The sequence below is a fragment of the Mesorhizobium sp. M0016 genome, assembly GCF_040324035.1.
GTDB lineage: Bacteria > Pseudomonadota > Alphaproteobacteria > Rhizobiales > Rhizobiaceae > Mesorhizobium.
Map to the genome: position 1 here is coordinate 1 of NZ_JAMYVM010000008.1, position 23235 is coordinate 23235.

A 23235-nucleotide genomic window follows, 5' to 3' on the forward strand; every position below is an offset into this window, starting at 1 on the left:
ACGCCGAAAGGCGACGATGACCGCCTCTTCCTTAGTCGATAGCACTGTCGACTTCGGATCTCTGGGGCCAGTCGGAAGATCGGCGGCCGACGTCCGGTTCCTCCACTTCCTAACCGTCTTCTGATTGATGCCGTAGCGCTTCGCCAGCGCCCTCAGACTCTCTTGACTATGCTGTATCGCTCGACGGATCGCCTCTGTCGTCGTGGCGCTCCCATGAAGAACCTGGCCCATAGCGCATCCTTTGATTCGGACGAAAAGTATGCGCCATCAAAGCCTGGGATCAAACATCTAGACGCCAAGCCGAAACAAAAACGGGGCTCAGCGAGCCCCGTTTCATCAGAAGTATGGCCCGATCACCCCTTCGGCGCTGGCGGGGTGGCCGGCTTGACTTTCGGGGTTTCCTGCGCCGTGTTGGATTCGATCGGCGGCAGGCCCTTCATCAGCTTCTGCTGCAAAATGGCAAGCACATCGGGATCCGGCTTCAGGTCGCGCGCCTGGTTCCACTGGAATGTGGCTTCGAGCTTGCGGCCGACGCGCCAATAGGCATCGCCGAGATGGTCGTTGAGCACCGGATCTTCCGGCTTGAGCGACACGGCGCGCTCCATTTCGCGCACGGCGTCGTCGAACCGGCCCATGCGGAAATAGGCCCAGCCCAGCGAATCGACGATGTAGCCGTCGCTCGGCCTGAGGTCGACGGCCTTTTGGATCATCGCCAGGCCTTCCTTGAGGTTCATGTTCATGTCGACCCAGGAATAGCCGAGATAGTTCAGCACCTGCGGCTGGTCGGGGAACAGTTCCAGCGCCTTGAGGAAGTTCGGTTCGGCCTTGGGCCATTCCTTCAGCCGCTCATAGGCGATGCCGCGCTGATAGTAGATGTTCCAGTTGGCATTGGTCGGCGTCTTCAGCACCGCGACCGCCTTGTCGTAGAGAGTGGCGGCGGAGCGGAAATCCTCCTTCGAGGCATAGACCCCGCCCAGCGCCAGATAGGCGCGCATGTCATCGGGGTGAGCTTCGACGAATGCCTTGAGATGGGCGATCGCCTCGTCGTGACGGTTGAGATCGGCAAGGTTGAGGCCGAGCTGCAGGTCGGAAAGCTCCTTCAGCGGCGAGGAGGCTGGAATGCGGCTATAGAGCGCAATGGCGCCTTCGCCGTCCTTCAGCTGCTCCGCAACGGCCGCAAGCTGCACCAAAGCGGCGTCGCTGTCGGGCTTGAGCGCGAGCGCATATTGCAGATAGAGGCGCACGAACGGCTCGCCGCCGCCGCGATTGAGCGCGATGGCGAGGTCGAGCAGGATTTCAGCGGCGCCTTCGGAGGGACTGGCGACGAAGGGCTCGATCTTGTCGCCCTTGCTGATCCTGTCGCGAAGCGCCTGGATGTCGAGCTTGCCGGGCGCGAACGCCTCGGCCTTGTCGAGCACGTAGAGCGCCTTGTTCTTGTTGCCCTTGCGCGCCAGGAAAGACGCGTAGGCCTGGGCGTTGCGCATCCATGTCTCGGGCGCGGCACCGCCGGCCGTGACGTCGGTCAGGGTCGCGTCATAAAGCGCGTCGGCCTTGTCCGATAGGCCTGCGGCATCGGCGATCAGCGCGCGGTGGAAGGACTTGAACAGGCCGAACCAGTCAGGCCCCTGCAGTTTGTCGATCGAGGCCATCGCCCCGGTGGGGTCGCCGGCGCCCTCTTGTGCCCAGCCGGACATGACGCCGGAAATCAGTCGGTCGAGATCGGATTCGAGCGACAGCTTGAGCCAGTACTGCGCCTTGGTGAAATCCTTCTTGTGGAAGGAATCGACCGCCAGAGCCAGACGCGAGAAGCGCTCGACGTCGGGAACTCCCTTGAGCTTGTCGGCATAGACCAGCGATTCCTCGAAGCGGCCTTGCGCGATCAGCGACAGCATCAGGCTTTGCTGCAGTGAGGTGTCGCCGGGATTGAAGGCGAGCGCCTGCTTGTAATAAGCGATGGCATTGTCGAGGTCGTTGTCGCCTTCGGCGATGCGGGCGGCGAGATAGGCGCCCGAGAAGGAGGTGATCTTGACCGGGTCGGTCGATTCCTTGGCGTAGGCAGGCAGCGGAGAAATCGCCATCCCTGCCACAATTGCCAGCCCCGCGAGCCAGCGCGCACGTCCTTGCCGCATCGTATCCCTTTCAGCCAAGCGCCATCCCGCGTCGGCGCGGAGAAGCCATAGACTCGATGTTTCCTGACAAAGCATGGCCTTTTTGGGGTCAGGCTTCAATCCGGGCCGAATTCACAATCGGGTCACCCGATTAACAAACCATGGCGACGCAGACACTATCGGTTCCGACAATAGCAGATCGGGGTTGGGAGCTACAGCCTGACATCGCGATATCCGCCTGCCGCGACAGTGCTGCACAGGCCGGCCCACTCGCAACCCTGGCAGGCCTCACGCGTCACGCCGGCTGCAAAGGCGGCGCGCAAGCCGGCAAGCGTTGCCGCGTCGAGGCTGAAGCGGACGCCGGCCCGGATCGGCCGGGTCAGCAGCTTGCCGACATCGCGTGCTGCCAGCTCGTCCCGGCCGGCGGCGCTTTCGCGCAAGCAGTGGGGCTGCGCCCCGCCGAGCAGCGGCTGGCAGATGTCGTCGGGGCCGGAGACGATCAGAATATCCTCGCCCCGGCCCAGACGTTTCGCGATCACGTCATAGTTGGCGACGAAGGCTGCGCTGTACCCTTCGCCGATATAGGTCAGCAGGCAAAGAAGATGGTGGGAGCGCAGCCGGACGGTCATCGGTCAGGACGCACCAGCGGAGCCTGTTCCATCCCGATGGTATCGGGATGGGGCTCCATCTCTTTGTTTGAGCATGATCTCTTCCGAAAACCGGACTCCACTTTTCGGGATCATGCTCCTGCCGGGTCCGCCTTGTTGCTCCAAAACAGCTTGAGCGTCGCGGCGCCGAGCGCCGATTTCAGCAGGCCGCCGACGAGGAACGGCAGGAAACCGAAGGCGATGGCCTGTTCGAGGCCGATCATGACGGCGAGCCAGGCCGTTCCGAGAACCAGGCAGGCGAGGTTGCCGAGGACCATGCCGGCGAAGGCGAGCAGCACGCGGTTGCCGTTCCAGCCGCGCTCGGCCAGCCAGCCGACAAGCGCGCCGACGAGCGGGAAGGCGAAGAGATAACCGCCCGTTGCCCCGACGAAATACGACGCGCCCGCTGCCCCTCCGGACAGGACAGGAAAGCCCACGGCGCCCTCGGCGAGCCAGGCGATGATGGTCATGGCGCCAAGCCGCCAGCCATAAAGTGCGCCGACCAGCGTCACGGCGAAGGTCTGCATGGTGACCGGCACCGGCACCATCGGCACCTCGATCTGGGACAACAGCGCCAGAAACAGCGTACCGAGGACGACGGCCGCAACTTGCCAGGCATACGAGCGGGTTTGCAGGCGCAACGGGCTGAAGGAGGGCTTGGAGGGCGAAAAGGCGATGTCGGTCATGGCGGCTTCCCTGGCTGGTTTGAATTATAGATAATTTTGTTGTTCGATCTATTATCGAATCCATATTTGCGCGGGAATGGCAACCCTCGCCCCTAAAAAGGCTTGGGCTTGCGTGTCGAATAAAGGACATTTGGAAAGGCTGGCGGGACAGCACCCCCCTCTGGCCTGCCGGCCATCTCCCCCGCAAGTGGGGAGATCGGATGTCGCCTTTGCTTTCGCCAATGGCCGACGTTGCAGGACTAACGCAACGGCAAAGCTGTTGATCTCCCCCCTTGCGGGGGAGATGTCCGGCAGGACAGAGGGGGGTGTGAAGGATCGCTACGCGCGGAATCCGACGACTTGTCCCTTCGTCCCTACCCGACGATGGCAAACGATTCGCGCATCTTGCCCGACGCGGTCTTGACCGGTTTCTGGCCGATCCACTGAACGTGCCGGCCAAGCGTGGCCGCGGCCGATTCGGTGTTGCCTTGCCGCAGCGCGCTCAGGATCGCGCGATGATCCTGGTCGGTGCGGATTTCCCATTCCGAGCGCCAGGCGGCGAACAGGAAGCGGGCGCTTGCGGCGTGCAAATCGTCGATGGTGGCGATGAGCCGCGGCATGCCGCAGGGCGCCAGGATCAGCCGGTGGAAGGTGCGGTTGGCCTCCTCCCAAGAGCGGACATCGCGGGATTTGTCGCCGGCCTTTGTGGCTTCTTCGGCAAGGTTGAGAATGGAAGCCGTCAGATGCGGCGCGGCATGGCGCAGCGCCAGCACTTCGAGGGCTGCCCGCATTTCGGCGACTTCCCTTACCTCGCCGAGATCGAAAGCGGCGACGCGCACGCCCCGCCTGGGCTCACTGACCGCCAGCCCTTGCGCCTCCAGGCGCCGGAAGGCTTCGCGCACCGGGACATGGCTGGTCTGGAATTCCTCGGCGATGTGATCCTGCCGCAGCCGGGCGCCGGGTTCGATCGCGCCCGATATGATGCGATCCGCCAGCACCTTGCTGATGCGCACGGCGATGGTGTCGTCTGCGGTCTTTGCCATGTTTTATAGATAATTTGCACTGCTGCCGATTGTCGAGCGGTGATTGCCCGATTTTGCGTGCAAACTTGCTTTGGCGCCAGGCGCGGGTCAGTTCACCCGGCTGATGCAGAAGTCGATGACGTCGATGAGCGCCGATTTCTGCGGCGTCGCCTCCAGCGGTGCCAGCGCATCGCGGGCGATCTCGCCGAAATGGCGGGCCCGTCCGATGGTGTCGGCAATGGCGCCATGGCGGGTCATCAGGCCGATCGCCTTTTCCAGGCCGGCATCGTCGGTGACATTGTCCTCGATGGCGCGCTTCCAGAAGGTGCGCTCGGCCTTGGTGCCGCGCCGGTAGGCGAGGATGACCGGCAGTGTAACCTTGCCTTCGCGGAAATCGTCGCCGACATTCTTGCCCAGCTCCTGGCTGGAGCCGCCATAATCCAGCGCATCGTCGATGAGCTGGAAGGCAAGGCCGAGATTCATGCCGTAGGAGCGCAAGGCGGCGCGATCGTTGCGCGTCGCCGATGCGATGACCGGGCCGACCTCGGCGGCAGCCGAGAACAGCGCCGCGGTCTTGGCCTTGATGACGGCGAAATGCTCGTCCTCGGTGGTATCCAGGTTCTTGGCTGCCGCCAGCTGCATCACCTCGCCCTCGGCGATGATCGAGGCGGCGCTGGACAGGATGTCGAGCGCTTCCAGCGAACCGACATCGACCATCATGCGAAAAGCCTGGCCGAGCAGGAAATCGCCGACCAGCACGCTCGCCTGGTTGCCCCAGATCATGCGGGCAGTCTTTTTGCCGCGCCGCATGCCGCTCTCGTCGACGACGTCGTCATGGAGCAGCGTGGCGGTGTGCATGAACTCGACCGCGGTGGCGAGCTTGACGTGGCCCTCGCCAGAATAGCCGAACATCTGGGCCGCCGCGAGCGTCAGCATGGGACGCAGCCTTTTGCCGCCCGACGAGATCAGATGATTGGCGACCTCCGGGATCATCTCGACGTCGGAGCCGGCCTTGGACAGGATCAGTTTGTTGACGCGCCCCATATCGGCTGCTGTCAGGTCGATGAGATCCTTGATGGACGCGGGTTCCCGCTTCCCGTTTTCGATGTTGAGAACGACACCCACCAACAAACACTCCCGTCTTTGATCACGCGTGCGACGGCACCCTGGTCCCACCTGGGACTCTAGGGCGGCACATACGGGCACGGCAAGAGGCGAATTGGCGCGGCTGCGGTGACGGCGTGTCAACCTTAGCGACCGCATGCCGTTGCCCGGAAACCGCTCCACACTTTTCGGCGCCATGCTCCGGCGTTTACATCAACGCTGCAACCTGCGAACTTCGTCCGATGATAGAACTCGTGCGCACCAACGATGCCGTGATCATCTCCTTCGTCGAATCGCTGATGCGCGATGCCGGGATCGCCTGCTTCGTCGCCGACCAGAACATGAGCATTCTCGAAGGGTCGATCGGTCTTTTGCAGAAGCGCGTGATGGTCGATGCCGTCCAGGCCGATCAGGCGCGGCGCATCTTGAAAGACGCCGGCATCGAGAACGAAATCCGCCAGACATAATGGCTGAAGCGAGCGCGCTTACCAGCGATACGCCGGCCCATACGGTCGATGCCTTCCATCGCGGCCGCTTCTGGCTGGTCCAGCCCAGGACAGGGCATCGCGCCGGGATGGATGCCATGATGCTGGCGGCAGCAGTTCCATCCGGCTTTGCTGGACGCCTCGCCGATTTCGGCGCCGGCGCCGGTGCGGCGGGTCTTGCCGTGCTGTCGCGCTGCCCAGAGGCGCAGGTCGTGCTCGTCGAACGGTCGACCGAGATGGCAGGCTTCGCCACAACCACGCTCGCCCATCCCGGCAATGCGCATCTCGGCAATCGCGCCTCGGTGCTGACCGCCGACGTCACGCTGTCGGGCCGGGCGCGGACGCAAGCCGGCCTTGCCGACAATTCCTTCGATTTCGTCATCATGAACCCGCCCTTCAACGCGGCGCAAGACCGCGCCACGCCCGATCCGCTGCGGCGGCAGGCGCATGTCATGGACGACGGGCTGTTCGAAAGCTGGATCCGGAGTGCGGCTGCCGTCGCCAAGCCGCGCGGGGGCCTGGCCGTCATTGCGCGGCCGGAACAGCTTGGCGACCTCCTCCATGCGCTGTCGGGCCGCTTCGGCGACGCCGAGATGCTGGCCGTGCATCCGCGCCCGGAAGCAGCCGCAATCCGCATTGTCGTCAGGGCAGCGCTCGGCGCGCGCGGCAAGCTGTCGATCCGCCAGCCTTTGATGCTGCATGGGCAAACGGGCGACGGCCCGTCGGAACGAACCGAGATGATCAACAACGGACTGGCGTCGCTGTTTGGCGATTGATTTAGGCCCGTCAGTGTCGTTGCCGCAAAACCGGCACACACTTGGCTGAGATGGATTGCAGCATTGCCGTTGACCGGCAAATCCCTACATGCGTTGAAGCCATTTGGAGACAGCCACCTCGTGAAACGCCTTTTCAACCGCCTGCTGCCGAAATCCTGGCGATCCAGCGTCGTCACCATTCCCGTCATCAGGCTGCATGGCACCATCATGGCCGGCGGCGGCCCGTTCCGGCCGAGCCTGTCCTTGGCGTCCACCGCCGCCCTCATCGAAAAGGCGTTCCTGTTCGATGCGCCCGCCGTCGCCATTTCGATCAATTCGCCTGGCGGCTCGCCGGTGCAGTCGCGGCTGATCTTCAAGCGCATCCGTGACCTCGCGGTCGAGAAGAACAAGAAGGTGCTGGTCTTCGTCGAGGATGTGGCGGCCTCGGGCGGCTACATGATCGCGGTCGCCGGCGACGAGATCTTTGCCGATCCGTCCTCCATCGTCGGTTCGATTGGTGTCGTCTCGGCCTCGTTCGGCTTTCCCGAGTTGATGAAGAAGATCGGTGTCGAGCGCCGTGTCCACACCGCCGGCCAGAACAAGGCGGTGCTCGACCCGTTCAAGCCGGAGAAGAGGGAAGACGTCGAGCGCCTGAAGGCGCTGCAGCTGGAAGTGCACGAGACCTTCATCGACCTGGTCAGGGAACGCCGTGGCACCAAGCTGAAGGACGATCCGGACCTGTTCACCGGCCTGTTCTGGACCGGCAAGAAAGGGCTGGAGCTTGGCCTCGTCGATGCGTTGAGCGACATGCGCACGGTACTGAAAACCCGCTTCGGCGCGAAAACCCAGCTCAGGCTGGTCACCGCGCCGCGTGGCCTGTTTGGCCGCATCGGCCTGTTCGGCTCGAACTTTTCAGCGCCCGATATTGCCGCCGCCGCCGCAAGCGGCGTGATCGATGCGGCGGAAGAGCGCGCATTGTGGGCTCGCTTCGGGCTTTGAAAAAGCAGGGAAAGCGTCTAGCATGAGGGCTTGACAGTCTGCCTTGCCGCCTTGCGAGGGAGGAGCTTTGAAATGCCACAGATCATTTTCTTCGCAGTTGTCGGCGCAGCCGCTTATTTCGGCTACCGCACCTTCGTCCGCGAGGCCGAACGTGTGACCGCCAAGGTGCGGCGCACCGAAAAGCAGGCAGCCAACGGCACCAACGGCACGCTGGTCCAGGATCCCAAGACCGGCGAATACCGCCTGGCCAAGGACTGAGCATCATCCCGTCAGCAGCCGACAGTTTGGATGCCGCAGCCCGGACGTGGCTTGCGCCCGCCAAGATAAATCTGGCGCTGCACGTCAGCGGCAGGCGCGCCGACGGGTATCATCTGCTCGAGAGCCTGGTCGTTTTCACCCGCTTCGGCGACAGGGTCGAGATCGAGCCTGCCGACGCCGACCGGTTCTCCGTATCGGGCCGTTACGCGACTTCCGTGCCGATCGACGACAGCAATCTGGTGGTGAAGGCGCGCGAGGCGCTGCGCAGGCAGGCCGGCCAGCAGAGCACGCCGCCGGTTGCCATCCGGCTGGAAAAGAACCTGCCGGTCGCATCCGGGGTCGGCGGCGGCTCGAGCGACGCGGCGGCGGTATTGCAGGGTCTTGTCCGGACCTGGGGGCTCGACATCGGCGAGGCCGAACTGAGCCGGATCGGTCTCACGCTCGGCGCCGACGTGCCGATGTGTCTTGCGGCAAAACCGCTGGTTGCGCGTGGCGTCGGCGACGAGCTGTCGCTGGTGCCGGATTTTCCGGCGCTCGCTTTGGTGCTGGTCAATCCCGGCGTCGCCGTCTCGACGCCCGATGTGTTCAATGCACTTGAAAAACGCGACAATGAAGGACTGCCGCCGCTGCCGCGCGGTTTCGATTTCCACGGCGTCCGCAATTGGCTGGAGATCACCCGCAACGATCTTGAGGAACCGGCGCAAGCAATACAGCCGCCCATCGGCAGAGCGCTTTCCCTGCTGAACAGGGCCGGATCTGGATTCTCGCGCATGTCGGGCTCCGGCGCGACATGCTTCGGGCTGTTCGAGACCGGCAATGTCGCCAAGCGCGCCGCCGCCGAGATCCGCAGCCGCGAACCGGAGTGGTTTGTCGCCGCGACACGAAGCATCGCTTCAGAGGGGGCCGATGACCAAAATTGACGAAAGCCGCCTGTTCATCCCGGTGCGCATCGCGGTGCTGACGGTGTCCGATACGCGCAGCCTTGCCGACGACAAATCCGGCCAGACGCTGGCTGATCGCATCGCCGAGGCCGGCCATGTCCTGGCCGCGCGCGACATCGTCACCGACGACCGGGAGAAAATCCGCGACAAGGTGCTGGGCTGGTCGCGCGACGAAGACATCGATGTCGTCATCACCACCGGCGGCACCGGTTTTACCGGCCGCGACGTGACGCCGGAGGCGCTGGAGCCGATCTTCGAGAAGCGCATGGATGGCTTTTCCGAAGTGTTCCATCGCATTTCCTACGACAAGATCGGCACCTCGACAGTGCAGAGTCGGGCGACGGGCGGCGTCGTCAACGCCACCTTCGTCTTCGTGCTGCCGGGCTCGCCCGGCGCCTGCAAGGACGCCTGGGACGGCATCCTGAAACCGCAGCTCGACTACCGCCACATGCCCTGCAACTTCGTCGAGATCATGCCGCGCCTGGACGAGCATTTGCGGCGCGGCAAGGCCGCCTCGTAAACCAAGGCAAAGTGCCGGCCAAGTGCTGCCTTTGTCAGGCAGAATGGCGGCTGCGCCTTCGAGAGGTCATTTCCTCCGGGTCGTCGGGCGGATAGTCTGTCGCCAAGTCAAGACGGAAGAGATCCAATGAGCGCGCACCGCGGCGGCTGCCATTGCGGCAACATCCACCTGACCTTCGAAACCGGAATTGAGCCGTCCGAGATGGAGATCCGCGCCTGCCAGTGCGCGTTCTGTGTCCGGCATGGTTCGCGCGCCGCCGCCGATCCGCAGGGCCGATTGATCGTCTCGGTCGAGGACGAGGCGCGGCTGCACCGATACCGGTTCGGATTACGCACCGCCGATTATCTCATCTGCCGGGACTGCGGCGTCTATGTCGCTGCTGTGACCACCGACTGCGACCCAAGAGCGATCGTCATCGTCAATGCGCTGGATGACCGGCCGCGGTTCAACCGCGAGCCGGTCCCGATGGACTATGATGCCGAGAACAAAGAGGGTCGCATTGCCCGGCGGCAAGCGCGCTGGATGCCGGTCGAGATCCGCTCCGGCGTCAGCGGATGACCGGTTCGCCGTGGAAGCGGCGGCGCGAGGGCGGCGAGACGCCGAAGCCGACCTCCATCATCAGCCGTGGCGTGGTGGACGGCACGGTGCCCATGTGGAAGCCGAACGGGTCCTCGACGAAGCCGAGCCCGGCCTCGCCGGTCAGCGTGACCGGGCTGTCCTCGCCATAGACCTTGAGCACGTCTTGCGCCGGATGGCCGACCAGCAGCGTCAACTGGTGCTTGAGGCTGCGCCTGTTGTGGCTGCCTTTGACATAGACATGCGGGCCGGTGCCGGCATCGCAGGGCTTGAGATAGAAGAAGAATTTCAGCATCCGCCAGTCGTCGAGATCGAAATGATATTTGCCGAGCGAGGCAAGGTTCTTGTCGGCGTCGGAAGCCTCGCCGGTCGGAAAGCTCCACCAGACACGCGTGGTGATCAGCTTTGCCTGCCCGCCCAGATAGTGCTGGGCGATGTCGAGCAGCAGCGGGTCGTTCTGGATGGCGAGTGCCGCCTTGCAGCCGAGGATGCGCTCGAAATAGTGTCCGCTGAGCAAAGAGCGGCCGAACCGCTTCTCGGCTTCTGCGTGTTCTCCGGGCATGAATTCGAGCCGGCGGTCGAAATTGCCGAAGCACGGCGTGCTCTGAGCAAAGCTGGCGATCTCTTCGTGGATTGCCTGCGGAAGGACCAGTCCGGAGAACAGGCCATCGGCGCGCAGCGCCGCGACGATCGACTTGAGGTCGACGCCCCTGAACATCGTCGCTCCGGCACTCTGCGCGGGGCGCGCGGCTTTGGCGCCAAGCCAGTGCAGTTTGCGCGCCGGCATGGTGCGGGCAAGCACGAACATCGGCAGCCATGCGGGATTTTCGCGCAGGTCGGACAGATAGGTCGGGATACGCACCGCAATGCGGCGGAGCTGGCTGCCGTTGCGGGCAATGGCTTCCAGACTGGGGGCGCCGGATTTGTCAGGGGACGAAAGGTTCATCGGGGTCCTCAGATATGAACGGCAGCAACGACGACGCGGCGCTTGCTTACCGCTCCGGCACTACCCAAACCCCGATATCCCGCATCAACGGAATGCTAATCCCGCGTCAGCTTTTGTGCAATGCACAATAGCTTTTTGCGGCGAAAAAGAGGGATGGTGCTGCGACCGTGCCAATGCGGATGAGACGCCGACGCTGCCCCTCATCCGCCCTTCGGGCACCCTTCTCCCTGGGAACGGGAAAAGGGAGAAAGATCACTTCTTCGGCGCCAGCCAGATTTCGGCGTCGAGCCGCCTGGTGGCGAGACCGCGCGCAAGGGCTTCGGCGCTGTGCGCGTTCTTCGACAGGGCAGCGGCCTGGCGCTTGCTGATGACCAGCCCTTCGGCCAGCGCCCGGTTGCCCGAAAACACCCGTGACAGGAACGGCGTGCGGCTGCCGCGCGCACGGGAAAAGCGCGCCGGCATGGTTTGCCGCGCCGTGTGAGCGACAACGTCGTCGATCCAGCCCTCCGCCAGCCTTGCGCCGGGTTCCAGAAACAGCAGCCAGTCACCCTTCGCCTGCCTGATTCCCGCGGCAATGCCGCCGGCCACGAAGTGGCAGCCGGCATGATCGGCAACCCGATGCGTCTGGTCGGTCGAGCCGGTGTCGCAGACGATGACATCGCGCACCACGCCCTCGACCGCGCCGCCGATCAACGAGGCGAGCGTGCGGGCAAGGCCTTCTTCGTCATCCCGGGTTTCGATGAGAACGCTGAGCATTTTTAGCCGAATAGCGGAAAGCCCGGCGCAGCGCCAGTTTTGCATGGCCCAACGAAAAAGTTCTTGCTTTGTTCTCATCAGCGAAATAGGATTATTTTCATGAACAGAGCGATTCGACAGCCAGCCGACAGTCCTTGGGAAAGGGCCAAAATGGAACATATCGTGCGTGCGGACATTGCTGCTTTCGGAGCAGGGCGAGCCGAGATGGCCAATGCGATGATCGAACAGAGCGGCATGCGCGTCCGTCCGGATCGCAACCGCGGCCGTTCCGCGGGCATCAACCCGTCCGGCCGGTTCGAGCCGGTCAGCCGGGATGTGTTCGACGACGGCTGGAATTCGCTGGAGGAATTGCCGCCGTTCAAGACCGAAGTGCAGGTCGAGAAGCCGCGCACCATCATCACCCGCAACGAATCGCCCGACATTTCCTTCGACCGCTCGATCAACCCCTATCGCGGCTGCGAGCATGGCTGCGTCTATTGTTTCGCCCGGCCGACGCATTCCTTCATGGGCCTGTCGCCGGGGCTGGATTTCGAAGCGAAGCTGTTTGCCAAGCCGGATGCGGCGCGGCTGCTCGACAAGGAACTGTCGAAGGATGGCTATCAGCCGCGCACCATCGCGATCGGCACCAACACCGATCCCTACCAGCCGATCGAGAAACAATACCGGATTATGCGCGAGATCCTCGAAGTGCTGGAGGCGCGCGGCCATCCGGTCGGCATCGTCACCAAATCCCATCTGGTGACGCGCGACATCGACATCTTGTCGCGCATGGCCGAACGGGGCTTGGCCAAGGTGGCGCTGTCGGTGACAACGATGGACCGCATGCTGGCGCGCACCATGGAGCCACGCGCGTCGACGCCGACCAAGCGGCTTGAGGCGATCCGGCAGCTTTCCGATGCCGGCATTCCGGCCTCTGTCATGGTGGCGCCGATCATTCCCGGCCTGACCGACCAGGAGATGGAGCGCATCCTCGATTCGGCACGCGCCGCAGGCGCCCGCGAGGCCGGCTATGTGATCCTGCGCCTGCCGCTCGAGGTGGCGCCGATCTTCAAGGACTGGCTGCTGCGCCACTATCCCGACCGCTACCGGCACGTGATGTCGCTGATCCGTTCGATGCGCGACGGCAAGGACTATGATTCGGAATGGGGCAAGCGGATGAAAGGCGCCGGCCCCTATGCCTGGCAGATCGGCCGGCGCTTCGAGATCACGGCCAAGCGGCTCGGTCTCAACGCCGAGCGGCGCACGCTCCGAACCGACCAGTTTGTCGCCGCCGCCAAGGCGACCGAGCAGCTGATGCTGCTCTGAGAGTAGCGCCTGCCCTGCCCTCGTGGCTGTCAGGCGACCCAAGAATCCCGTCCGGCCTGTCCCCCGGCCTGCAGACGGTGCCCTCCCGGTCTTGCCCCACTCGACCCTGGAGGGACTTGCGGAGAATCGGAGCCGATGCGAACCTCGCCGCAACATGGCTCGCGCACGTTCCGATTCTCCGCTTCTTTTCGAAATCGTCGAAAAGCCCGACTTCTCCTTCGAGACGAAGGCGATGGCGGAAGGCCTGTGGCCGGTGGCAGGCATGGACGAGGCCGGCCGCGGTCCGTTGGCCGGGCCGGTGGTGGCGGCGGCCGTGATCCTCGATCCCGCCAACATTCCCGACGGGCTCGACGATTCCAAACGGCTCAACCATTTGCAGCGCGAGGCGCTGTTCCTGAAAATCCTGGGGTCAGCGCTCGGCGTGTCGATGGCCTCGGTCAGCGCCGAAGGCATTGACGGCAGCAACATCCTCAAGGCCAGCCTGGAAGCCATGCGCCGCGCCCTTGCCGGCCTGCCGATCCAGGCGAAGCTGGCGCTGGCCGATGGCCGCGATGTGCCGCCGGGCCTCCTCTGCGAAGGCCGCGCGCTGATCAAGGGCGACCAGCGCTCGCAATCGATCGCCGCCGCCTCGATCGTCGCCAAGGTGATGCGCGACCGCATGATGTGCGGCTGCGGCAGCCATCACGAGCGCTACGGGTTCGAGGTCCATATGGGCTACGCCACCGTGCGGCACCGCACCGCGATCGAAGCGCATGGGCCGGTGGCAAGGCTGCACCGGGCATCATTCGCGCCGTTCAGGCTGGGTGGGGTTGAGGTGGTGGAAGAAGAAGGGTTTGTCGGGTTGGACAGCTAATCTCCCCCCTTGAGGGGGAGATGGCCGGCAGGCCAGAGGGGGTCGCGCGCGCGTGAAGCGCTAGCCCTTCTTGGTCGCAGAAAGAGCGTCGCGCCTGGTCGAACGGACCCCCTCTGTCGCCTTTGGCGACATCTCCCCTCGAGGGGGGAGATCAGGCGCACCACCGCCTTCGCCAATCTCCGTCGCCGCTCAACAAAAAAGCCGCCAGGTTGCCCGGGCGGCTTGATGTCAGCGAGTTATCCCCGCTCAGTTCAGCCTGGCCTTCACGTCCTGCAGCGCGGACTTGAAAAGATCCGCGCCGGCCTTGGCGTCGATCTTGCCGGCGAGCAGCGTGCGGGCCGCCTCGACGGCGATGTCGACGGCGCTGGCGCGCACTTCGGCGACGGCTTCGCGCTCTGCCTGGCCGATCTTCTGCTCGGCAAGCGCAGTGCGACGGGTGACATAGTCTTCGGTCTTCTTGTGCGCCTCGGCGGCAAGCATGTCGGCCTCGCGCTTGGCGGCAGCGACGATGGCTGCGGCCTCCTGCTCGGCTTCCTTGCGCTTCTTCTGGTATTGGCCGAGCAGTTGCTGGGCCTCTTCGCGCAGCCGGCGGGCTTCATCGAGCTCCTTGCGGATCCGGCTGGCACGGCCATCCAAGGAGGCGCCGAGCTTTTTCGGGACGCCGGCCCAGATCAGCACACCGAGAAACACCAGCAGTGCAATGAAAACCCACAGTGTAGCTAGACTGGTAGCATTCATTGTCGACTCACTTTGCAAGTGCGGCCTTCACGGCCTGCTCGATCTCGGATTTTGTAGCAGCACCGGTGGCGAAGTATTTCAGGATCGCATCGGTCGTATCGATGGCAATCGCGCTCACTCCGGACATCGCCTTCGTCTTCGCCGCAACGATGGCCGTTTCCGCTTCCGCCAGTTTGGCGGCAACGGAAGCCTCGGCCTCGGCGCGCTTGGCATCTGCTTCGGCCTTCGCAGCGTTGCTTGCCTTCTGGGCAATCGCCGATGCGTTGTTGCGTGCCTCAGCCAAAGCCTGTTCATAAGCGGCCGCCATCGCATCGCTCTCGTTCTTGAGGCGATTGGCTTCGTCTATGTCCGACGTCAGCCGGTCGCTGCGCGCGTCGAGAACAGACGCCACGCGGGGCAATGCGATGCGCGACATCAGCAGGTAAAGCAGCCCGAAAGCGATCGCGAGCCACAGGATCTGCGATGGAAAGGTCGAACTGTCGAACGGCGGAAATGCGCCATGGCCTTCGCCATGCGCAACTTCAGTGGTCGCAGTCGCCTCGCCAGCGGCGGGTTGAGTTGCTTCAGTCGTGCTCGCCATTGCGTTCTTTCCCCCTGATAGAGATCATCAAGGGCCAGTCGCCGCCTAACAAGGAGCGGCGAACAGGCTTGGTTGTGACGCCGTCAGACGACGAACAGCAGGAGCAGGGCGACGACGAGCGAGAAGATGCCCAGACCTTCGGCAAGTGCGGCGCCGATCAGGGCGTTTGTGAACTGGCCCTGTGCGGCGGACGGGTTGCGCAGCGCGCCGGCGAGGAAGTTTCCGAAAATCGCGCCAACGCCGATACCAGCGCCACCCATGCCAATGCAGGCAATGCCCGCGCCAATCATCTTTGCAGCTTCAGCGTCCATCTTGTTTCTCCTTGCGATGGGTAATGTTGTCCAAGTCCACTGGGGCGTCCTGCCGCCAGCTTAAGTCTCTAGTGGTGTGGGTGCAGTGCGTCCTTGAGATAGACACAGGCCAGAACCGCGAACACGAAGGCCTGCAGGGCAGCAACAAGGAATTCGAGAGCGGTGATCGCCACCGTCATGAAAAGCGGGCCGATGGCGCCGATCCAGCCACCCACTCCAAGGCTCGCCAGGCTGACGATGAAACCGGCGAAAACCTTGAGCACAATGTGACCGGCAAGCATGTTGCCGAACAGTCGAAGCGACAGGCTGACCGGACGGGCCAGGAACGAGATGATTTCGATGAGCGAAATGAACGGCAGCAGCAGCAGCGGCACGCCATGGGGCACAAAGAGGCCGAAGAATTTCAACCCATGTTTGTACAGGCCGACCGCCAGCACCATCAGGATGATGAACAGAGCCAGCGTGGCGGTGATGACCAGTTGGCTGGTGACGGTGAAGAAATAAGGGATCAGGCCGAGGAAGTTGGTGAACAGCACAAAGGCGAACAGGCAGAAGATGAACGGGAAGAAGGCTTTTCCTTCCTCGCCCAGAACCTGGCGCACGAGATTGTGCACGAACGAGTAGAATTCCTCGGCTACTGACTGCAGCCGGCCGGGAACAAGGGCGCGAGGCGCCGAACCGGCATAGATCAACAGGAAGGTCAGCGCCACGGCGATGAACATGAACAGCGCCGAATTGGTGAAGGCAAATTTCATCTCGCCGATATGGCCGATCTGAAACAGATCCACGATATGAAACTGGTGGATTGGATCAACCCGATCTGCGGTGCCAGCCACGTTTCTCTACCCCAAAATTGGCTCCGCCTGGACGGAGCGGGATTGAACCCTGCTCGAGGACGATTCAATTGTCCTCATCATCGCTATGGCCGGCAGGCAAGTCTTTGCCCATCGGCACATTGGCTTGTGCTGCCTTGGCGACACGAACCATGTTTGTCAAGGCCGCGGCGAAACCACCGAGCAGGAAGATGATCAAAAAGATCGGCAACGATCCAAATAACCAATCTAAACCCCAGCCGATCAGCCCACCCACCAGAACACCAGCGACAAACTCGCTGGCAAACCGGAAGGCCAGGGCAACATTGCCCGCACTGGCCGACTCTTCCCTCTGCTCGTCCGGCTTCTTCCTTGTCGCAAGCGATGCTTCAAGGTTGCGCCGGCGGCGCTCAAGCTCTTCGTCGCGGATGTCGGCTTCATGCTTGCTGCCGCGGCCGGTTTCTCCGGTTCCGTGTGGCCCATTCTTTTCGGCCATCGAACCCCCCTGCCTGGTCAGACCGTATCCGTCCGTCCACTTGTAAAGTCGCCGGCAACATAGTTAGAGGGTCCGCGCCCGTCAAGCCACGGGCAGGTCTTCAAATGGCTGTATTTTCTGCATTGAAATCAAAGACTTGCAAAGGTGCGACATCGTGCCCGGCACAGCAGTGAGGATGCGTGGCTCGAATCCTTCCGGCAAGCGCCGCCAGATGCCCGGCCAGCGCAACGCAAGCCGCCGCCAGCCGAAGGGCTCAGCTCCAGCCGCCGCCATAGGTGCGGTAGAAGATATGCAGGCCGATCTTGGTCATCTTCTGCATCGTGCGCGCCCAGCCCGGATGGACGTAGTTGGCGTAGTAGTGGGTGGATGAGCCGACTTCGGGAATGAATATCTTGCCGGCGGTGACCGCCATCGCGACGTCCTGGGCGGTCTTATAGTGGGCGGGGCTCTCGATGCGCTTCTTGCGGCCGTCGCAGGCGAAGGAGAACTGGCAGCGGTTCAGCCAGTTGTCGTTCTGGTAGACGACGCCGCAAATCGAGTTCGGATAGGCCGGATTGCGGACTCGGTTGAGAATGACCTGCGCGACGGCGGCCTGGCCGCGCACGGATTCGCCGCGCGCCTCGAAATAGATGCCGTTGGCGAGGCAGGCCTGCTCCTTCGTGGAGAAGACGCTGGCCGGCAGCGGGTTCTGAATCCACGAGTGGTCACCCTTGGCCATCGGCGGAATGAAGCGCCCGCTGCTCGGCTCCTCGTCCTGCAGCAGCGCCTCGAAGGGTGAGGCCTTGGCGTAATCGGGTTCGGCCTGGGCATAGGCGGTGGCCAGCACGTCCGGTCTGTCATTGTTGACCAACGCGGCAAGCATGGCCGGCACGCCGGGATCGGGCTTCTTGTCCAGGTTGGTATGGAAGGCCTGGGCGATCTGGATTTCCTTGCCCTTGATGCCGGGCTTGGCGAAGGCGAGCTTCAGGCCGCTGTCCATGCTCGGCCGCAGCAGCGAGGACGTGCGCTGAAAGATTGAGCCGGCATTGAAGTTCTTCGGCGGCGCCACCGGCGAGACCTGGATGATGCGGCCCTTCTTGTCGGCGCGCATCACGCGGTCTTCGTCGGGCGTGACGCCGGCGACATTGCCCTTGCCGCGAAACGAGACCTTGCCGACGCCGGGCAGGCGTACGCCCGAGCCCGAGAGCGAACCGGTGGTGACGGAATCGATGAAAGGCATTTCGGCGGCATGAACCGAGCCGGCGACGGATCGCTCGACATAAGAGTTCCAGCGGGTGCCCGAAGCTTCGAGGCCGGAAATCAGGCTGCCCATGTCCTGGTAGGCGACGACGGTCGGAAAGCCGATCCAGATGCCGAGCCCGATGACCAATGGCGATACGAAGGAACGTTTTTTCTCACCGGCGGCGGCGGCCAGCCGCTTCAGGACACGTCGATGCACGGGGAACTCTCCAGAAACGCAACTGAGCCACTGGAGAGCCAAAGTGAAGCATTAACCTTGATGCGGGGTTAACGCGGTCGATCGTGTTGTTCCGAAGCGGCCCGAAATGGGACGCCGTTTGCCGGCCGGCAGCCCGTCAGTTCGGCCGCAGGAAAATTGGCCATGCAATCATGGCGCAGAGCGCGCCCACCAGCCAGACGCCAGGCCACGACCAGATGAGCAGCAAAGCCGGAATGGCGGTCGGCACCACGAAGAAGGCGATGAAGACGAAGCTGTTGGCAAGACCGAGCGCGGTTCCGGCGCGGCTGGCACCGGCAAGCGTGGCGAGTTCGGTGTAGGCCACGCCATGCCAGGCGGAGACCGAAATGCCGGCGACGACCAGCAGCACGGCAATCGCCGGGATCAACGCGGCATGGGCGTCTGGCGTGGCTCCTGCCGCCAGGACCAGCAGGCCGACGGCCGCGAAGCCAAACGCGCTCGTCACGCTGCAGAGCCGCAGGAATGAGCGGCGGTTGCCGTGGCGGTCGGTGTAGCGGCCGCTCCAGACGCGCATCACCATCGCGCCGGTCTGCACCGCGGCAAGGCTGGCGCTGATCGTGAGCGTGGCCATGCCGGCGAAATCGTGCAGGAAGACGGAGGCGAAGGTGAGCACCGCCACTTGCGGAAAGCAGAGCAGGCCGATGGCGGTGGCGATGCGCCAGACCTCGACATTGCGCAGCGGCGCCGGACCGCCCGACTTTGCCATGGCCATGCTGCCGGCATTGTCCAGTTCCGGCGGCTGGTGCAGCCACCGCCAGGCAAACAGCGCAGAGACGGCGTTCATGGCGGCCAGCAGCCCGAAGACCGCCGCGAAACCGTGCACCGATGCAAGCGACGGCAGGACCAGCGCGCCGAGCCCGCCGCCGAGCGGCACCGCGGTCTGCCTGATGCTCATGGCAAAGCCACGTTCGCCTTCGTGGAACCAGGCCATGATGGCGCGGCCGCTGGAACCGTTGACGCTGCCGCCGAGCAGGCCGGCGACCAGAAGGCACGCGGCCAGCATTGCGACGCCAGGCACATAGGTCACTGAGGGCACGATGAACAACGCCATCAGGGCGAGCCACGCCGCGGTCGCACCAAGGCCGGTCAACAGCACGCCGCGATCTCCGCAGCGGTCGGTGAGCAGACCCCAGGGCAGTTCGCTCAAGGCGACGCCCAGTCCGAGAAGGCCGAGGACCAGACCGAGATTGCCATTGCTCAAGTGATAGCCCAACCGCAGAAACACCGCCGCCGCCGGTATGCCGGCGAAGGTTGCGGAGAAACTGGCATTGGCGGCAACGCCGATGCCAAGCACCTTCCAGCGATGATTGGCGCGAAATCGTTCAGCCTTCGACGTGACGGCGGCGGCTCGGCCAACCCGGCCTGGCTCACAATTTGCGTCGGCAATCGACATGGCGGGACTCCTGTTGATGCCCTTTCGGGACCTTGACGCCTCGTCTTTACCGCCATAACTTCATCCCGAATATCGGGAACTTTTTGACAATTGTTCCCGAAAAACAGGATCGTTGTGATGCGCCGCGTAACCTTCGACCTCGATGTCCTCCGAAGCTTCGTCACCGGCATGGAACTCGGCAGCTTCGCCAAGGCCGCCGACCGGCTTGGACGCTCGACCTCGGCGGTGAGCGCGCAACTGAAGAAGTTGGAGGACCAGGCGGCGACGCCGATCTTCCGCAAGTCGGGCCGCGGACTGGCGTTGACCGAAGCCGGCGAAACCATGCTCGGCTATGCCAGGCGGCTGCTCGAGTTGAACGACGAGGCGGCCTCGGCCATCCACGACGTGGAACTGGAAGGCTGGGTCAGGCTCGGCTTGCAGGAGGATTTCGGCGAGGCGGTGCTGCCGGAGGTGCTCGGACGCTTCGCCCGCGCGCACCCCAAGGTCAAGATCGAGGCGCGGATCGGGCGCAGCTATGAACTCGCCGAGCGGATCACATCAGGCAATCTCGACATTGCGCTGGCCTGGGACAGCGGCCAGGCGCTGCCTTACAGCCGGCATGTCGGCGACGCGCAATTGCGCTGGATCGGGCCGGCAAAGCTGATCGAGACCAGGCTACGCGAGGGCGAGGCACTGCCGCTGGTGGCGCTGGAAGCGCCATGCCTGCTGCGCACAGTGACGACGGAAACGCTCGACCGCGCCGGCCTGCCATGGCGGATGGCCTTCTCCAGCCCCAGCCTTGGCGGCATCTGGGCGGCGGTCGCCGCCGGCCTCGGCCTGACCATCCGCACGGATATCGGCCTGCCGGCCAATGTCAGGACGATGGCACCGCAAACGTTGGGCTTACCCGCGCTGCCAACCATGGCGCTGGTGATGCACCAGAAAGACGCCGAACTGGACCCGGTGGCGACGCGGCTGGCGGATATTTTGTGGCAGGCGGCGGTGGCGGCGCTGCCGCAGGACGAGCGGTTGAGAGAGGTCGCTTAGACGCGGTGATCACCCGGTGTCGCGTTCCGTCACACCCCCCTCTGTCCTGCCGGACATCTCCCCCTCAAGGGCCCTCAAGGGGGGAGATTGCTGTCATCAACGCTTTCGCCAATTTTTGATCTTGCAAGGTGAGAACGGCCGCAGCGGCTGCTGATCTCCCCCCTTGAGGGGGATGCCCGGCAGGGCAGAGGGGGGTGCTGCCCCGCCAATCTTGCGGAGAATTTCGCAACCGTCACCGCTCACTTGCGCTTGTTCGCTCTCCCCGCGAACGGGTTGTCCGAAGTCCGCAGCGCTATCCTGATCGGCACGCCGGGCATGTCGAAGGCTTCGCGCAGGCTGTTGGAGAGGTAGCGGACATAGGATTGCGGCATCGCGTCGGGCCGCGAGCACTGGACGACGAAACCCGGCGGCCGGGTCTTGGCCTGGGTGACGTATTTGACCTTGAGCCGGCGTCCGGCGACGGCGGGCGGCGGATGATGCGCAAGAATGCTTTCCAGCCAGCGGTTGAGCTTGCCGGTGGAAACGCGGCTGTTCCACACCTTGTGCGTCTTGATGACGGCATCCATCAGCTTGTCGAGGCTGCGCCCGGTCTCGGCCGAAACCGTCACCGCCTGGATGCCGCGCACTTGCGGCAAAAGCCGTGTGGTCTTTTCGCGCAATTCGGCCAGCAGTTCCTGCGGATTGTCGATCAGGTCCCATTTGTTGAAGGCGATGACCGGCGCCCTGCCCTCGCGGATGATCAGGTCGGCGATCTGGAGGTCCTGCTTCTCGAATGGGATGGTGGCGTCGAGCACGATGATGACGATCTCGGCAAAGCGGATGGCGCGCAGACCGTCCTGCACCGACATCACTTCCAGCTTTTCGTGGATCCTGGCCTTGCGGCGCATGCCGGCAGTGTCGAACAGTTTTAGGCGACGGCCATGCCAGTCCCAGTCGACCGAGATGGAATCGCGGGTGATGCCGGCTTCCGGGCCGGTCAAAAGCCGCTCCTCGCCGATCAGCGCGTTGATCAGCGTCGACTTGCCGGCATTGGGACGGCCGACGACGGCGATGCGCATCGGCTTGGTGTCGTCATAGGCAGGTTCGGCGTCGGGATCGGTGATGTCCTCGCCGATCAGCACCTCGCTGGCGGCGACGTCCTCGGCCTCGTCTTCTTCCTCGCCGAAGGCGCGGTCTTTGCCCAGCGCCTCGATCACCGCGTCGCGCAGATCGGGCATGCCCTGGCCGTGCTCGGCCGAGACCGGGATCGGCTCGCCGAGGCCGAGTTCCCAGGCCTCCAGCATGCCGCCCTGGGCGCCCTTGGCCTCGGCCTTGTTGGCGACCAGCACGACCGGCTTGCCGGATTTGCGCACGATCTCGGCAAAGGTGCGGTCGTCGGGCAAAAGGCCTGATTTGGCGTCGATGGTGAAGAAGATCAGGTCGGCTTCGCGGATCGCGATCTCGGTCTGCGCGCGCATGCGGCCGGGCAACGTCGAGGCGGCGGCGTCTTCGAAACCGGCGGTGTCGATGACATCGAAATGCAGATCGTAGAGTTTGGCCGCGTGGACGCGACGGTCGCGGGTGACGCCCGGCGTGTCGTCGACAAGCGCCAGCTTCCGTCCCACCAATCGGTTGAAAAGCGTCGATTTGCCGACATTGGGCCGGCCGATAATGGCGACTTTGAAGCTCATCCGGCTATCCATATCATCGCCCAAACCGCAGCGCGCCCTTGGGTCAGGCCCGAGGGCAGGCTTTGGGCGATGCGTATCATGACGCGCCCGAGCCGCGGATCAATTCCGACATCAGCGTCGCCCGCTGGCGCGCGTTGCGCGGGGCGCCGTCATCGGCGGCGATCTGGTCGAACAGTTTCAGCGCATCCTGGGTCTTGCCTTCCTTCCAGGCGGCAAGGCCGAGCGCTTCGCGCGCTGTGTGGCGCAGCGTGTTGTTGTCGGCGGTCAGCGCCTCGACGCGGCTGGAGACGTCGGCGAAGGAGCCGTGATCGACGAGCAGCAGGGCGGCCCGCAGGCGCGCCATGTCGCGAATGCCCTGGGGAATGGCGTTGTCGGCGGCGACGCCATCGAAATCGGCGACGGCGGCGGCAAAGTCGCCCTTGTCGGCCTTGACGGTCGCCGCGCGCATGCGGGCGAGCAGCGGATAGGCGCCGTAGCCGTCCTTTTCCAGCTGTTCGAGGGCGGTCAGCGCCTCGTCGCTCTTGCCGTCATTGGCAAGCTTCAGCGCCTGCGAGAAGGCATCGCCGGAGCGGTTGGCGCGCGTCTCGTCCCAATAGCGGTAGCCGACGAAGGCGGCGGTGCCAAGCACCACCAGGATGGCGAGGCCAAGGATCGCCGGACCAAAGCGGTCCCATAGCGCCTGCGCCTGCTCGCGACGGATCTCGTCGTTGACTTCGCGGATAAAACTGTCGTCGGACATCAATCAAAACCATTGCTGCCCTAACAGGGGCGCTTCTTGAGCCCGCGTTTTAG

At 64.0% G+C, this 23235-nt stretch carries 27 protein-coding genes; 10 read left to right on the forward strand and 17 right to left on the reverse strand.

The annotated features are described in order from the left end of the window. The 6 genes from NKJ88_RS14080 to NKJ88_RS14105 all read right to left on the reverse strand — a co-directional run. The coding region (locus tag NKJ88_RS14080; RefSeq protein ID WP_352444400.1) for a helix-turn-helix domain-containing protein at nt 1–231 on the reverse strand (231 nt) is incomplete at its 3' end. A 122-nt stretch (nt 232–353) separates the two neighbouring features. Next, nucleotides 354–2129 (reverse strand): tetratricopeptide repeat protein, encoded by a 1776-nt coding sequence (locus NKJ88_RS14085; RefSeq protein WP_023828033.1) that lies wholly within the window; start codon nt 2127–2129, stop codon nt 354–356. 191 nt (nt 2130–2320) lie between these two features. After that, the gene (locus NKJ88_RS14090; RefSeq protein ID WP_023684368.1) at nt 2321–2737 is read right to left on the reverse strand and encodes a DUF1284 domain-containing protein; all 417 of its coding nucleotides are present in this window, start codon (nt 2735–2737) and stop codon (nt 2321–2323) included. Nucleotides 2738–2847: 110 nt separating this feature from the next. Next, nucleotides 2848–3441: a biotin transporter BioY gene (locus NKJ88_RS14095; RefSeq protein ID WP_352444402.1), complete on the reverse strand. Its 594-nt coding sequence runs from the start codon at nt 3439–3441 to the stop codon at nt 2848–2850. 353 nt (nt 3442–3794) lie between these two features. Beyond that, complete coding sequence (locus NKJ88_RS14100) at nt 3795–4463, reverse strand: GntR family transcriptional regulator (RefSeq protein WP_352444404.1); 669 nt, start codon at nt 4461–4463, stop codon at nt 3795–3797. A gap of 87 nt (nt 4464–4550) precedes the next feature. After that, nucleotides 4551–5567, reverse strand: coding sequence for a polyprenyl synthetase family protein (locus NKJ88_RS14105; protein ID WP_023668471.1), 1017 nt, complete (start codon nt 5565–5567; stop codon nt 4551–4553). Nucleotides 5568–5788: 221 nt separating this feature from the next. Between NKJ88_RS14105 and NKJ88_RS14110 the strand changes: the two genes are divergently transcribed. The 7 genes from NKJ88_RS14110 to NKJ88_RS14140 all read left to right on the forward strand — a co-directional run bounded on the left by NKJ88_RS14110 (nt 5789) and on the right by NKJ88_RS14140 (nt 10062). Continuing rightward, nucleotides 5789–6013 (forward strand): putative signal transducing protein, encoded by a 225-nt coding sequence (locus tag NKJ88_RS14110; RefSeq protein ID WP_023668472.1) that lies wholly within the window; start codon nt 5789–5791, stop codon nt 6011–6013. Beyond that, on the forward strand, nt 6013–6807 hold the full coding sequence (locus tag NKJ88_RS14115) for a tRNA1(Val) (adenine(37)-N6)-methyltransferase (RefSeq protein WP_023668473.1): 795 nt from the start codon (nt 6013–6015) through the stop codon (nt 6805–6807). The genes NKJ88_RS14110 and NKJ88_RS14115 overlap by 1 nt, the downstream gene beginning before the upstream one ends. A 120-nt stretch (nt 6808–6927) precedes the next feature. Then, nucleotides 6928–7785 carry a S49 family peptidase gene (locus NKJ88_RS14120; protein ID WP_023668474.1) on the forward strand — a complete coding sequence of 286 codons (858 nt, stop codon included), beginning with the start codon at nt 6928–6930 and terminating at the stop codon, nt 7783–7785. Between the two features lie 72 nt (nt 7786–7857). Further along, nucleotides 7858–8043, forward strand: a complete 186-nt coding sequence (locus tag NKJ88_RS14125) for a membrane protein (protein ID WP_023668475.1) — start codon at nt 7858–7860, stop codon at nt 8041–8043. 26 nt (nt 8044–8069) lie between these two features. Beyond that, entirely contained in the window at nt 8070–8963 is an 894-nt protein-coding gene (locus tag NKJ88_RS14130; RefSeq protein WP_023709896.1) for a 4-(cytidine 5'-diphospho)-2-C-methyl-D-erythritol kinase, read from the forward strand. Then, on the forward strand, nt 8950–9504 hold the full coding sequence (gene moaB / locus NKJ88_RS14135) for a molybdenum cofactor biosynthesis protein B (RefSeq protein WP_023726394.1): 555 nt from the start codon (nt 8950–8952) through the stop codon (nt 9502–9504). Before NKJ88_RS14130 ends, moaB begins: the two co-directional genes overlap by 14 nt. A 126-nt stretch (nt 9505–9630) precedes the next feature. Next, nucleotides 9631–10062, forward strand: coding sequence for a GFA family protein (locus tag NKJ88_RS14140; protein ID WP_023823456.1), 432 nt, complete (start codon nt 9631–9633; stop codon nt 10060–10062). Here the strand turns inward: NKJ88_RS14140 and NKJ88_RS14145 are convergent. Then, nucleotides 10052–11026 (reverse strand): hypothetical protein, encoded by a 975-nt coding sequence (locus NKJ88_RS14145; protein WP_352444407.1) that lies wholly within the window; start codon nt 11024–11026, stop codon nt 10052–10054. The two genes, NKJ88_RS14140 and NKJ88_RS14145, sit on opposite strands and share 11 nt — an antisense overlap. A 252-nt stretch (nt 11027–11278) precedes the next feature. Continuing rightward, nucleotides 11279–11782: a glycosyltransferase gene (locus NKJ88_RS14150; RefSeq protein ID WP_023684377.1), complete on the reverse strand. Its 504-nt coding sequence runs from the start codon at nt 11780–11782 to the stop codon at nt 11279–11281. Between the two features lie 150 nt (nt 11783–11932). Here NKJ88_RS14150 and NKJ88_RS14155 point away from each other — a divergent pair, with 150 nt between their 5' ends. Both NKJ88_RS14155 and rnhB read left to right on the forward strand, forming a co-directional pair. Then, nucleotides 11933–13087: a PA0069 family radical SAM protein gene (locus NKJ88_RS14155; protein WP_023754078.1), complete on the forward strand. Its 1155-nt coding sequence runs from the start codon at nt 11933–11935 to the stop codon at nt 13085–13087. A 154-nt stretch (nt 13088–13241) separates the two neighbouring features. Then, complete coding sequence (rnhB, locus tag NKJ88_RS14160; RefSeq protein ID WP_023726390.1) at nt 13242–13940, forward strand: ribonuclease HII; 699 nt, start codon at nt 13242–13244, stop codon at nt 13938–13940. A 246-nt stretch (nt 13941–14186) separates the two neighbouring features. Here rnhB and NKJ88_RS14165 read toward each other — a convergent pair whose 3' ends face one another. From NKJ88_RS14165 to NKJ88_RS14195, 7 genes are all read right to left on the reverse strand, one after another. Further along, a complete protein-coding gene (locus tag NKJ88_RS14165) occupies nt 14187–14678 on the reverse strand; it encodes a F0F1 ATP synthase subunit B (protein WP_027050065.1) in 492 nt (163 codons plus the stop codon). Nucleotides 14679–14685: 7 nt separating this feature from the next. Beyond that, the gene (locus tag NKJ88_RS14170; RefSeq protein WP_027050066.1) at nt 14686–15258 is read right to left on the reverse strand and encodes a F0F1 ATP synthase subunit B; all 573 of its coding nucleotides are present in this window, start codon (nt 15256–15258) and stop codon (nt 14686–14688) included. Nucleotides 15259–15341: 83 nt separating this feature from the next. Next, complete coding sequence (locus NKJ88_RS14175) at nt 15342–15569, reverse strand: F0F1 ATP synthase subunit C (protein WP_027050067.1); 228 nt, start codon at nt 15567–15569, stop codon at nt 15342–15344. A gap of 68 nt (nt 15570–15637) precedes the next feature. Then, nucleotides 15638–16405 (reverse strand): F0F1 ATP synthase subunit A, encoded by a 768-nt coding sequence (locus tag NKJ88_RS14180; protein WP_027050068.1) that lies wholly within the window; start codon nt 16403–16405, stop codon nt 15638–15640. A gap of 64 nt (nt 16406–16469) precedes the next feature. After that, complete coding sequence (locus NKJ88_RS14185) at nt 16470–16877, reverse strand: AtpZ/AtpI family protein (RefSeq protein WP_033001056.1); 408 nt, start codon at nt 16875–16877, stop codon at nt 16470–16472. 253 nt (nt 16878–17130) lie between these two features. Then, entirely contained in the window at nt 17131–18315 is a 1185-nt protein-coding gene (locus NKJ88_RS14190; RefSeq protein WP_352444409.1) for a cell wall hydrolase, read from the reverse strand. 136 nt (nt 18316–18451) lie between these two features. Then, entirely contained in the window at nt 18452–19747 is a 1296-nt protein-coding gene (locus NKJ88_RS14195) for an MFS transporter (RefSeq protein WP_352444410.1), read from the reverse strand. A 117-nt stretch (nt 19748–19864) separates the two neighbouring features. On the opposite strand from NKJ88_RS14195, the gene NKJ88_RS14200 reads away from it, so the two are divergent. Next, on the forward strand, nt 19865–20773 hold the full coding sequence (locus NKJ88_RS14200) for a LysR substrate-binding domain-containing protein (RefSeq protein WP_023738457.1): 909 nt from the start codon (nt 19865–19867) through the stop codon (nt 20771–20773). 239 nt (nt 20774–21012) lie between these two features. Here the strand turns inward: NKJ88_RS14200 and der are convergent, their stop codons facing one another. Together der and NKJ88_RS14210 are read right to left on the reverse strand one after the other, a co-directional pair. Continuing rightward, complete coding sequence (gene der, locus NKJ88_RS14205; protein WP_023692116.1) at nt 21013–22443, reverse strand: ribosome biogenesis GTPase Der; 1431 nt, start codon at nt 22441–22443, stop codon at nt 21013–21015. 76 nt (nt 22444–22519) lie between these two features. Next, nucleotides 22520–23182, reverse strand: coding sequence for a tetratricopeptide repeat protein (locus tag NKJ88_RS14210; protein ID WP_023729304.1), 663 nt, complete (start codon nt 23180–23182; stop codon nt 22520–22522). Nucleotides 23183–23235: the final 53 nt, after the last annotated feature.

What these genes read in the sequence shown, in the direction of transcription:
- NKJ88_RS14085 (WP_023828033.1), bottom strand. Translation starts at nt 2,129, where the DNA reads ATGCGGCAAGGACGTGCGCGCTGGCTCGCGGGGCTGGCAATTGTGGCA.
- NKJ88_RS14090 (WP_023684368.1), bottom strand. Translation starts at nt 2,737, where the DNA reads ATGACCGTCCGGCTGCGCTCCCACCATCTTCTTTGCCTGCTGACCTAT.
- NKJ88_RS14095 (WP_352444402.1), bottom strand. Translation starts at nt 3,441, where the DNA reads ATGACCGACATCGCCTTTTCGCCCTCCAAGCCCTCCTTCAGCCCGTTG.
- NKJ88_RS14100 (WP_352444404.1), bottom strand. Translation starts at nt 4,463, where the DNA reads ATGGCAAAGACCGCAGACGACACCATCGCCGTGCGCATCAGCAAGGTG.
- NKJ88_RS14110 (WP_023668472.1), top strand. Translation starts at nt 5,789, where the DNA reads ATGATAGAACTCGTGCGCACCAACGATGCCGTGATCATCTCCTTCGTC.
- NKJ88_RS14115 (WP_023668473.1), top strand. Translation starts at nt 6,013, where the DNA reads ATGGCTGAAGCGAGCGCGCTTACCAGCGATACGCCGGCCCATACGGTC.
- NKJ88_RS14125 (WP_023668475.1), top strand. Translation starts at nt 7,858, where the DNA reads ATGCCACAGATCATTTTCTTCGCAGTTGTCGGCGCAGCCGCTTATTTC.
- moaB (WP_023726394.1), top strand. Translation starts at nt 8,950, where the DNA reads ATGACCAAAATTGACGAAAGCCGCCTGTTCATCCCGGTGCGCATCGCG.
- NKJ88_RS14140 (WP_023823456.1), top strand. Translation starts at nt 9,631, where the DNA reads ATGAGCGCGCACCGCGGCGGCTGCCATTGCGGCAACATCCACCTGACC.
- NKJ88_RS14145 (WP_352444407.1), bottom strand. Translation starts at nt 11,026, where the DNA reads ATGAACCTTTCGTCCCCTGACAAATCCGGCGCCCCCAGTCTGGAAGCC.
- NKJ88_RS14150 (WP_023684377.1), bottom strand. Translation starts at nt 11,782, where the DNA reads ATGCTCAGCGTTCTCATCGAAACCCGGGATGACGAAGAAGGCCTTGCC.
- NKJ88_RS14155 (WP_023754078.1), top strand. Translation starts at nt 11,933, where the DNA reads ATGGAACATATCGTGCGTGCGGACATTGCTGCTTTCGGAGCAGGGCGA.
- rnhB (WP_023726390.1), top strand. Translation starts at nt 13,242, where the DNA reads ATGGCTCGCGCACGTTCCGATTCTCCGCTTCTTTTCGAAATCGTCGAA.
- NKJ88_RS14165 (WP_027050065.1), bottom strand. Translation starts at nt 14,678, where the DNA reads ATGAATGCTACCAGTCTAGCTACACTGTGGGTTTTCATTGCACTGCTG.
- NKJ88_RS14170 (WP_027050066.1), bottom strand. Translation starts at nt 15,258, where the DNA reads ATGGCGAGCACGACTGAAGCAACTCAACCCGCCGCTGGCGAGGCGACT.
- NKJ88_RS14175 (WP_027050067.1), bottom strand. Translation starts at nt 15,569, where the DNA reads ATGGACGCTGAAGCTGCAAAGATGATTGGCGCGGGCATTGCCTGCATT.
- NKJ88_RS14185 (WP_033001056.1), bottom strand. Translation starts at nt 16,877, where the DNA reads ATGGCCGAAAAGAATGGGCCACACGGAACCGGAGAAACCGGCCGCGGC.
- NKJ88_RS14195 (WP_352444410.1), bottom strand. Translation starts at nt 19,747, where the DNA reads ATGTCGATTGCCGACGCAAATTGTGAGCCAGGCCGGGTTGGCCGAGCC.
- NKJ88_RS14200 (WP_023738457.1), top strand. Translation starts at nt 19,865, where the DNA reads ATGCGCCGCGTAACCTTCGACCTCGATGTCCTCCGAAGCTTCGTCACC.
- der (WP_023692116.1), bottom strand. Translation starts at nt 22,443, where the DNA reads ATGAGCTTCAAAGTCGCCATTATCGGCCGGCCCAATGTCGGCAAATCG.
- NKJ88_RS14210 (WP_023729304.1), bottom strand. Translation starts at nt 23,182, where the DNA reads ATGTCCGACGACAGTTTTATCCGCGAAGTCAACGACGAGATCCGTCGC.